This is a genomic window from Porcipelethomonas ammoniilytica, from assembly GCF_025567485.1.
In the GTDB taxonomy this organism is placed as follows: Bacteria; Bacillota; Clostridia; order Oscillospirales; family Ruminococcaceae; genus Porcipelethomonas; species Porcipelethomonas ammoniilytica.
Genome location: NZ_JAOQKH010000003.1, coordinates 218,183 through 227,472, shown reverse-complemented (window position 1 = coordinate 227,472; position 9,290 = coordinate 218,183). Strand labels below are relative to the sequence as shown.

Here is a 9,290-nt window from a genome sequence, read left to right as displayed (position 1 = left end):
GTATACTTGGTGTTTTCCATGTGTTTCTCTCCTTTTTTTATTATTATACCATCTTTCGCTTTTTGCTGTCCACTTTTTTAGTATAGCACCAAGTCCAGCCATGCTTTACGGTGTGGAACAGGGAACAATCAACATCGGCGGCATTGATATACGGGATATGGAAAGTGCTTCCCTGATGGAAACTGTGAGCTTTGTATTCCAGGATAACTTCCTGTTCAAACAGAGCATTATGGATAATATACGAATGGGCCGCTCGGACGCTACTGAAGCTGAAGTGATTGCCGCAGCAAAAGTGGCCTGTTGTGACGAGTTTGTCCAGAAATTGCCGGATGGGTATCACACTATGTTGGGCGAGAATGGCAGCAACTTGTCCGGCGGTGAACGTCAGCGGATTTCCATTGCCCGTACTCTCTTAAAGTATGCACCTATTATTTTGCTTGACGAAGCAACAGCAAGCCTTGACCCAGAAAATGAAGTGCTGATTCAGGAGGCCATCTCCCGGTTGATTGCCGGAAAGACGGTTCTTGTTATTGCTCACAGACTCCGCACGATTGTAGTCGCCAATCAGATTATCGTTTTGGAAAACGGCCATTTTGCAGAGTGCGGTTCTCACAATAAGCTGATGGAGAAACCTGGAACATATCGCAAACTCTATGAGATTTAGACAAAGAGCCAGGAATGGGCAGTATAAGATTCGTTGCCATTTGGAGCATTTATGCCGTCGGGAGTAGAAAAAACAAAGAATAATTGATCGGGCCATGTACGGGCGCTTTTGCCAGCAGCATCATATAGACTGGGGCAGCAATCAGCGCGCAATCAGGCTGGACATACACAGATACAGGACAGGAACCGGCATACAGCACATTTCGATCACGACAAATACGACAAAGCACAGGACAATTTTTAAATCATTCCATACACTTGGAAACACTTTGCCAATGGAACTTTATTGCGGCGATTCTACCCTGCCTGTTCCTGCTGCTACAAGGTAACATCTGGATTGTGATTCTGACCGGCAGTGTGGCTGGCATCCTGGCGGAAGTTATTGCGGGGATAGGAAAATTCCGCAATCCGAAGCTGAATGTTTTAAGCTATGTGTTCTTCTCTGAAAACCTGTTGGGCGGTTTTCTTCCGATTTGGGTACTGCTTGTGATGATCGCCGGTATGGTTATCTTTTCTCTGATTGGCTGTGTGGTCAGCAAAAAGCTGTTCAGAAAGCATTTTGAAAAGGTCGGAATGGTATGAGTATCGGCAACTAACTTTTGACCCTCGCACAAAATTATTACTGCTGCTTTTGGTAAAACTCCTTTTGATGCTTAGTCATTCCCTGTGGATTGAAATTGTTCTTTTTACAAGTTGTATTGTGATTGTCGGCATCAGCGGGCAAGTGAAAAGTGCAGGTCATTTTCTGATTGCTTTCCTGCTTATGCTGTGGGATCATACTCCACCATCACCAAATGAAATGTACCGTCAGATAAAAATGTTTTATGATGACTTATCTTCCAACACTCTACTTTACATTATTTTAGTATTTATTACTTTATTATATACATTAAAAAGTATATTTCCTATGTAATGAATATTTTTCTTTTGAATTATCTGATATCCTTGTTCTGTTAAATCAGGTAACTTATGTTCTAGTATGTTTCTGGCAATCTTTTCGAAATCATCTAATTTTTTTGCCTGATATACATCTCTTCCTTTTTCCAGCCAACCGTTATAAACAGGAATATCTCGCAATAGTAGTGGAATTTTCATTGCCAATGCTTCCAATACAACAATACCTTCTGTTTCCTCATATGATGGAAACAGAAACAAATCCGACCCGCTGTATGCTGCCTGCAATTGTTTGGAATTAACATAACCAGCAAAAGTAAGGTTAGGGATTTTTTCTGAAACAGCTTTGCGAATTTCTTTTCCAGCAAAGCGCAAATCAGCAGTTCCAAACCATATGAACTGATATTCCGGCATTCGCTTTGCTAATTCTATAAAATCAAGAATACCTTTTCTCTTAATGATTAATCCGGCTGACATTATGATTTTATCAGTATCACTATATCCATAGTGATATCTGAATGTTTTTCCAGCAAGTTCATTTTTTCGATATTCATTCAAATCAATTCCATTGGAAATGACCTGTATCTCTTTATTGATATTATAGCTTGCAAGAAGTTTTTTTGAATATTCACTTGGAGTTATTATGATGTCACCGAGATTATAGCAAAATGTGATCCAACGCTTAAATAATCCCGCAAATAAATTTGATCCGATATAGGAATTGCGGAAATCTTCTTTAGTTGAATGCGCATGATACACAATGGGTATCCCAAGTTTTTTGGCTTTCAGGGCAAGAAAAACGGACTTCAAAAAAACAGTATTGATATGTATAACATCAGCGTCTTTATAACTATCTACACACACTATACCATTTAATCGTAAACTCATTTTTTGGTGATAAATTGCTCTGCCAACACCGCTTTTTTCGATTTTATCCTGCATCTCAGAATAAATATATACTTTCATGCTGTCCCCCCTATTTTATAAACAGTGGTATAAATTGAAAAATTTTATATAATCCCATGCTGTACAGCAAAATTGCCGCCGGTTTGCCAAGCAGGATAATCAGCGTAAACTTCCTGAAAGACATACTGCTGATGCCGGCAAGATAACAAAGAAAATCATCCGGAGCAACTGGCAGAAAAATCAACAGCGCAAATAATTTTTCAAAGCGATTCTTATCAGTAAGATATCGGTTGTACTTCTGGAAAAATCTTTTACTGGTGATGCTTTTCACAAAATTCTGTCCATATGCTCTTGCTATTAGGAAAGCGCATATAGATCCGATACAGATCCCGATATAATTATACAGAAACCCTTTGACAGCCCCGAAAAAAGCAACGCCAAACGCACATCCTACAGCACCTGGTAATATTGGAATAATAACTTGTACTGCCTGTACAATTATAAAAAATATAGGTGCAAAGATCCCAGTTGAATCGAGCATATGACGCATTTTTATTTCATCGGTCAATATGCCCGATTTATACCAATAAACAGACAGAGCAGACGTTACCAGTAACGAAACAAAACAAATTATTCGTTTATGGATAGAAATCCATTCCATAATCTTTTGCATACGTACCTCTGATCTATTTCTTTTTTTGTTTTGAAAAAAGATAAAATACTCCTGTTATAATTGCAAAAGCAATCAGCAGACATTGTATAATATCTGAATGTCCGGAAAAATCCATAAATGGATTATACCAATCCAATATTTTGATTACAAGTGATGTAAGTCCAAATATTATCAATCCATTGGATAATATATACAAAAAGATATTCTTTATTTTCATGATAATCCCTCCGTAATAAATATCCCATCCTGAATCTTATGTTCTGACTTGTAAGGATGATTTATGAACTTGTCTCCGTAGGTCATAAAGGAACAATGCCCTCCATCCAGATTGTAAGCTGCTTTACATCCTAAGTCTTCAAAAAACTGTGACATTTCGTCAGTAAACATACCTCTGGAATAATTCTTTTTTCTTCCGTCTACCAATAGAAAACAATAATGTCCCGGCTCATAGTATCCGATTGCAGTTCGTGGGTGGGATTCCAGGATATAGTCCCATGTTAGAAAATCTGTTTTGGCTTTTCCGTTTTCATCCAGAAGGCTTGGACCAAAGACCCAGCTTTGATATGCACCGGTGTCAATCAATGTCTGAGTATCTAATTCCTGCGGGGTATATATCTTCATCGTTCCGTCCCAATTCAGCACACATGTTTCCATATCTGTATCTGCATTACGGTAAATCACACCATTTCGGATAATTGTTCCATTATTTCTATGACGGTTATTACTATAAGAATCACCGTTTATCGCTAAAACAGACTTCAATCTTGCTGACATATCTGTTAATTTTTCTGAGTATCCAATACCATAAGTATCCTGAGCAAAAGCAGTCTGAATACAAGTAATATCACCGATATAAATATCTGCAAGGGTATAGGCTATCTTGGTACCGTATTTTTTATGTTTTCCTTTTTCCGACATATCAAGCCGATTGGTTTCAATATTTCCATAGCTTAATTCAATAGAGAGGTTTGGACTTTTATATTTGTTATCTGTAATAATTACAGTATTTGAAAAATGATTCGCAAATTTTTGATGCCAATCCCCTGTAGCTGCAATAACACGCGTAGCAGGATAATTATTATCATTATTGTTATATGAAGTTTTTCCTGAATTTTCACTCTGATAAATAATATCTTCTAAAGATGGTACTGCATGTACTCCATAACGTGGTGCTTTGTAATAATAAATCCAAATCCCCAGTAACAAACTAACTGCAATTGCAATATCAGTAATAAGTATAATGAGTCGTTTTATCATTATTTCTTAGCCTCCCATAAGGATAAATGATTATGTGAAAGAATATTGAAAAATTTGCAAACTATCAACCCAATTATAATTCCAAGCAGTGTACCTGCCAGTATATCCGTTGGAAAGTGAACATAAAGATACAATCTCGAAAATGCAATTATTGAAGCAAACACATAAGCTGCTATTCCCATTCGCCTGTCAGAGTGCATAATAATTGTAGCTGCAACAAAAGAGGATAGTGTATGTCCTGACGGAAAAGAATAGTCCTGAGGTGTAGAAATCAACATTTGCACCGTTTCATTGATCCAACAGGGACGTTCTCTTGCAATAAGATTTTTCAGCAAAATATTACCAATGATAACGCCTGCGGACAAACCCGTTCCAATCATGATTCCTATTTTTCGATATTTTTTGAAAAATATCATGATAATTGCTGCTGCAATCCATATCAATCCTCCATTGCCAAGAAATGTGATTTTAGGCATAAGAAAATCGAGAAAGGAGCAAGCCAAATGTTCGTGGATCCAATTTAATAAACGTAAATCAATATTTGTAATTGTCTGCATGATGTGTCCTCTCTGATCTTTGATATGATATTTTGTTCTTTTCAGGTATAAATATCAGGAATCGTTGTACCAACATACTGCCGATAAAAAGTATGATCTCCGTTATAATTTTGGCGGAAAATGCAGGGATCCCGATAGTTGTTAATATCTGTAATAACACAGTATTTGCGGCTAAAATGCCGAATGCCAACGTGAAATATTTCAGTGCTTTCATATGGTTTCCGTATGAATGAAAGACATATTTTTTATTCAGATGATAATTAAATCCGCAGCTGATAACTCGTGCTAAGATATTGCTAAAAAATATAGGATTCCTGAAAGATAATATTCCAAGGAAAAGTGAAAAAATATTAAAAAGAATATAATCCAACACGAAAGATATAAAAGATGAGCCTGAAAATTTTAAAATAGATTGATAGATTCGCAGAGAATCTTTGAAAGGATGAAAATGTGAATATGTATTCCTGTCATTAAGATAAACCGTTCTTATAGGAACTTCTACCCAATCTACTCCACATTCAACACAGTTGAGCAGCATATTCATTTCATATTCATATCGATCTCCTTTTATATTTAACATAAAAGGAATCAATTCTGTCCGAAACGCACGCAGACCTGTTTGTGTATCCCATAACTTTTTACCGCTTGCCAAAGAAAAGACTGCCCGGGTAACTGCATTTCCAAATCTGCTTCTTAAAGGAACTTTTCCCTCAAATTTTCTGACACCAAGTATCAGTTTTTCATTATGATATCGAAGTGACTGACAAACAGATACTATATCATTCGATTGATGTTGTCCGTCAGCATCAACAGTAACAACTCCGCTTTCTTCAGGCATATGCTCTGAAATATAATGCAGTGCTGTTTTAATTGCTCTGCCTTTTCCATAATTGACAGTATGATGCAGTATCGTAGCTTTATCCTTTAATCTTTCAAATATTACGTTTTTATCAGGAGAACTGCCATCGTTGACAATGACAATTCTATAATTCATACAATTCAATTCGGATACCAGATTTTCCAGTTCCTCATTTGGTTCATATGCTGGAATTACGACAACCATAATAAACACCTCCGTCACCAATTCCGGATTGAATTACAGCTTGCTTTTTTTGTGGATAATATACCTTCATGCAGACATTAACACACGCTCTGACTGCAAAACTCAAATCTGTATGAAAATCGTATTTCTGACTGTGATGATAACAATCCAGAACAGATGTCAGATCCTGCTGCTCTATCCGGCTTTCACATTCTGATTTCAGCAAATCATACTTTTCAAAAGCATAGCAATTCAATGCACACTCATAAAGAATATGCTCACGAATATTCCCGATAGCTCCGCCGGAATGTACAGAGCAGCAAAAGTCACTGACATAATGTGCCATTTTTCCGTATACAAGCAGCGTAAATAAAGAATTCCTTCCTGAAATTCGTTCCAGCTTTTTTTGTACATATTTGCCGGATTTTGCATAAAAGTGACGGTGTACAAACTGCATAGGTGATAAATCAGGAATAAGTGAACCTATACAAAATGCAGTTTTTTCCAAAAATGTAAATCCTGTATGTTCAGCTGCAATTTTCGCAATTATAAAATGTGTTCGTAATTTCATAATGATTCCTCTTTTCTAAGATTTCCATGTAGACTGTTTCGACATCCTTTGCAAACTTTTCTGCGGAATATTTTTGAGCTGTCTGTACTGCGTTTTCAGACATGCTTTTATACAACTCATCGTTAAATAAAAATGTTCTGATCAGTTCCGAAAATTCTTTGAAATCTGTGTATTGTCCGCCGTTTTTGCCGTTTGTTATCACGTCATTCAGACAATCATCTCTTCGGCATACAGCAGGTAAACCGCTTGCCAGTGCTTCAATATAGGTCAGTCCCTGCGTTTCACTCTGAGAGGCACTGAGAAATATATCTCCCAATCTGTAATAAGCAGCAATGTTTTCCGGCTCAACTGCACCTGTAAAAATCATCTTGTCAGATATGTTTTCAGCATAAGCAAGATCTTTCAGAGCATCAAGATAAGGTCCGCCTCCTACAATTACAAAAACTGTATTTTCTATATCCAGTCGTTTAAAATATCTTATCAGCTCATCAATGTTCTTTTCCTTAGCAGCTCTGCCGACAGTAATCAGAACCCTGCTTTTTAGCGGTATGCCAAGTTTAGCTTTCAATTCATTTATTATGTTTACCGAAATTTCATCAGAAAATTTTTTCAATCTAAGACCTGTAGGAATAACTTTTATCGGTTGCTCTATGCCATAATCTTTCAGTAGTCTTTCGATTTTTTGACTGGGTGCAATGACTGCTTTAGTATGGCGAAGAATCCGCTTTGTCATCACTATTACCGCCTTTCTTCCCAAAGTAATACTGGGTGAGAAATAGTGGGTATAGTTTTCGTAAACCGTATGATAAGTATGAACGATTGGGCAATTTACCTCCGCCGCAATTCTCTTTGCCATAATAAAAGAAGAAAATTCAGACTGCGAATGAATAATATCCGGTTTCCAATCAATCAGCTTTTGCAGATGGCTCTGACTGATACGTAAGGCTGCTCTTGCTCCGCTGTAAATCCTGCCTACTCCTACAGAACCAATTCTATATACATTTTCGCTTTCACTGCTATGAAAATTCTCTGACGGACAAAGTATTTTTACATCATGTCCCAATCTGCGCAGTTCCGTTTCAAGATTGAGAATTGACGTAACCACACCGTTTATCGTTGGCGTATAACAATCGGCTGTAATCAGTATCTTCATATTTTTTCTCCTTTTCATTTTCTGTCTGCATTATAAATCAATTACATAACATCGCTATCATAATAATATAAAATATATGTAAAATCAGAATTCTCTTTTCTCAAACTTCATACTTGCAGCGGAAAGAAACAGGAGTGAAAAGCCAAGAAGAACGCCAATACCTAAAAACAGCCGGAACACCGGTACATTCTGTCCGATAATCATTTTATACAGTGTAAGATAGCTTGTAAAAATCGAGCTGCTGATTCTTGAAAAAACAAGCCCCAGAAGCGTAAATCCGCCATAAGCTGCAACTCCCATCCCAAAGGCAGATATTCCGTTTTTGCAGAATACAGATATAATACCTGCAAAAGAAACAAAAGCTGCTATTGGAATTACTGTAATGACGACTGACATCAGAACGGCAAATATATTTACTGATGTAAAGCCTGAAAATATCAGACTGAATATTAACGCTGCAATCACATTTGCAGCAGTCAGGAAAAACTCATAAACCATTATTGCCGCAAGCTTGCCGAAAAGAAGTTCTGTACGGCTGGCATGTTTTGTTAAAAGAAATCTCAATTCATTTCGCTCACATTCACTTGAAATCAAATCAGATGAAAGCATTAACGCTGTAAAGGGGACAAATACATAACAGCATAGGGAAAGAATTGCATAAGGATAATTCTGTGAAGAAAATGAAACAATACTGTTTGAAATTAACCCGATTAATGCTCCGCATACCGTAATTCCCAATGTGACAGTCAGAATAATCCAATACTTTTTTCTTTGAAATATTTTATAGATTTCATTTTTTGAACAAATGCACAATGTATTCATTCTGCTGCCTCCTTTTCATTTATAATATGTAAATAATAGTCTTCTACGCTTCCGTATTCTATAATAGCAGTAGTTATACTGCTTTTATCTATGATATTACCATCCATCATAACTGCGGCCTTTGTACATATACGCTGAATTTCGTCTGCAATATGACTGGAAATCAGAATCGTACCTCCGCTTTGTGTATATGCTTTCAGAATATGACGAATTTTTGCTGTTCCTTTTATGTCCAATCCATTTGTAGGTTCGTCCAGAATAAGTAGTTTTGGTTTGTGCAGGATTGCCGCTCCAAAGCCCAGCCGCTGTTTCATTCCCATTGAGAATTTTCCAACAGGTTCATCCTTATATTTGGTAAGCTCCAGTTCCTCCAGGACTTCATCAATTCGCTTTTGTGAAAGTTCCGGATAAAACTTAAGCAGAATTTTCAAATTTTCATATGCTGTAAGATATGGATAAAAAACCGGATTTTCAATCATACAGCCCACCTGCGACATGACATCAATTTCCTCATCAGGCTTTTTTTCAAATATTCTGAATTCTCCGCTATCTGCATGAAGCAACCCAACGAGCATCTTCATGATGGTTGTTTTTCCGCATCCATTTGGTCCTAACAAACCGTAAATTTCACCTTGTTCTATTGTTAGGGATATATTTTCTGCTCCACGCTGATTTTTATACTTTTTGGTAAGATTTATTGCTTCTATTGCATACATTTTTACCACTCCTATATTTTCCCCGAAAGCCGCCGA

At 37.0% G+C, this 9,290-nt stretch carries 12 protein-coding genes; 2 read left to right on the top strand and 10 right to left on the bottom strand.

The genetic code is table 11. From position 1 onward, the window contains the following. On the top strand, positions 1-664 hold a 664-nt coding region (locus OCV67_RS04185), incomplete at its 5' end, for an ABC transporter ATP-binding protein (protein ID WP_147642607.1). Between the two features lie 257 nt (positions 665-921). After that, entirely contained in the window at positions 922-1,245 is a 324-nt protein-coding gene (locus OCV67_RS04180) for an MptD family putative ECF transporter S component (RefSeq protein WP_262644263.1), read from the top strand. Positions 1,246-1,515: 270 nt separating this feature from the next. On the opposite strand, the gene OCV67_RS04175 is transcribed toward OCV67_RS04180, so the two are convergent. From OCV67_RS04175 to OCV67_RS04130, 10 genes are all read right to left on the bottom strand, one after another. Beyond that, positions 1,516-2,523: a glycosyltransferase gene (locus OCV67_RS04175; RefSeq protein ID WP_147642605.1), complete on the bottom strand. Its 1,008-nt coding sequence runs from the start codon at positions 2,521-2,523 to the stop codon at positions 1,516-1,518. Between the two features lie 10 nt (positions 2,524-2,533). Continuing rightward, entirely contained in the window at positions 2,534-3,136 is a 603-nt protein-coding gene (locus OCV67_RS04170; protein ID WP_147642604.1) for a TVP38/TMEM64 family protein, read from the bottom strand. Between the two features lie 13 nt (positions 3,137-3,149). Then, complete coding sequence (locus tag OCV67_RS04165; RefSeq protein WP_147642603.1) at positions 3,150-3,353, bottom strand: hypothetical protein; 204 nt, start codon at positions 3,351-3,353, stop codon at positions 3,150-3,152. Further along, a complete protein-coding gene (locus tag OCV67_RS04160; RefSeq protein WP_147642602.1) occupies positions 3,350-4,393 on the bottom strand; it encodes a phosphodiester glycosidase family protein in 1,044 nt (347 codons plus the stop codon). The genes OCV67_RS04165 and OCV67_RS04160 overlap by 4 nt, the downstream gene beginning before the upstream one ends. Next, positions 4,393-4,950 (bottom strand): phosphatase PAP2 family protein, encoded by a 558-nt coding sequence (locus OCV67_RS04155; protein WP_147642601.1) that lies wholly within the window; start codon positions 4,948-4,950, stop codon positions 4,393-4,395. Before OCV67_RS04155 ends, OCV67_RS04160 begins: the two co-directional genes overlap by 1 nt. Continuing rightward, complete coding sequence (locus OCV67_RS04150) at positions 4,928-6,013, bottom strand: bifunctional glycosyltransferase family 2/GtrA family protein (RefSeq protein WP_262644261.1); 1,086 nt, start codon at positions 6,011-6,013, stop codon at positions 4,928-4,930. The genes OCV67_RS04155 and OCV67_RS04150 overlap by 23 nt, the downstream gene beginning before the upstream one ends. Then, the gene (locus OCV67_RS04145; protein ID WP_147642599.1) at positions 5,988-6,563 is read right to left on the bottom strand and encodes a zinc dependent phospholipase C family protein; all 576 of its coding nucleotides are present in this window, start codon (positions 6,561-6,563) and stop codon (positions 5,988-5,990) included. The genes OCV67_RS04150 and OCV67_RS04145 overlap by 26 nt, the downstream gene beginning before the upstream one ends. Beyond that, complete coding sequence (locus OCV67_RS04140; RefSeq protein ID WP_178084989.1) at positions 6,520-7,716, bottom strand: glycosyltransferase family 4 protein; 1,197 nt, start codon at positions 7,714-7,716, stop codon at positions 6,520-6,522. The genes OCV67_RS04145 and OCV67_RS04140 overlap by 44 nt, the downstream gene beginning before the upstream one ends. Before the next feature lie 84 nt (positions 7,717-7,800). Further along, the gene (locus OCV67_RS04135) at positions 7,801-8,538 is read right to left on the bottom strand and encodes an ABC transporter permease (RefSeq protein WP_147642597.1); all 738 of its coding nucleotides are present in this window, start codon (positions 8,536-8,538) and stop codon (positions 7,801-7,803) included. After that, positions 8,535-9,254, bottom strand: a complete 720-nt coding sequence (locus OCV67_RS04130; RefSeq protein ID WP_147642596.1) for an ABC transporter ATP-binding protein — start codon at positions 9,252-9,254, stop codon at positions 8,535-8,537. The genes OCV67_RS04135 and OCV67_RS04130 overlap by 4 nt, the downstream gene beginning before the upstream one ends. Between the last annotated feature and the right edge of the window lie 36 nt (positions 9,255-9,290).

Bases quoted from the DNA above. Each gene is read 5' to 3' on its own strand.
- OCV67_RS04175 (WP_147642605.1), bottom strand. From the start codon at position 2,523: ATGAAAGTATATATTTATTCTGAGATGCAGGATAAAATCGAAAAAAGC.
- OCV67_RS04170 (WP_147642604.1), bottom strand. From the start codon at position 3,136: ATGCAAAAGATTATGGAATGGATTTCTATCCATAAACGAATAATTTGT.
- OCV67_RS04165 (WP_147642603.1), bottom strand. From the start codon at position 3,353: ATGAAAATAAAGAATATCTTTTTGTATATATTATCCAATGGATTGATA.
- OCV67_RS04160 (WP_147642602.1), bottom strand. From the start codon at position 4,393: ATGATAAAACGACTCATTATACTTATTACTGATATTGCAATTGCAGTT.
- OCV67_RS04155 (WP_147642601.1), bottom strand. From the start codon at position 4,950: ATGCAGACAATTACAAATATTGATTTACGTTTATTAAATTGGATCCAC.
- OCV67_RS04150 (WP_262644261.1), bottom strand. From the start codon at position 6,013: ATGGTTGTCGTAATTCCAGCATATGAACCAAATGAGGAACTGGAAAAT.
- OCV67_RS04145 (WP_147642599.1), bottom strand. From the start codon at position 6,563: ATGAAATTACGAACACATTTTATAATTGCGAAAATTGCAGCTGAACAT.
- OCV67_RS04140 (WP_178084989.1), bottom strand. From the start codon at position 7,716: ATGAAGATACTGATTACAGCCGATTGTTATACGCCAACGATAAACGGT.
- OCV67_RS04135 (WP_147642597.1), bottom strand. From the start codon at position 8,538: ATGAATACATTGTGCATTTGTTCAAAAAATGAAATCTATAAAATATTT.
- OCV67_RS04130 (WP_147642596.1), bottom strand. From the start codon at position 9,254: ATGTATGCAATAGAAGCAATAAATCTTACCAAAAAGTATAAAAATCAG.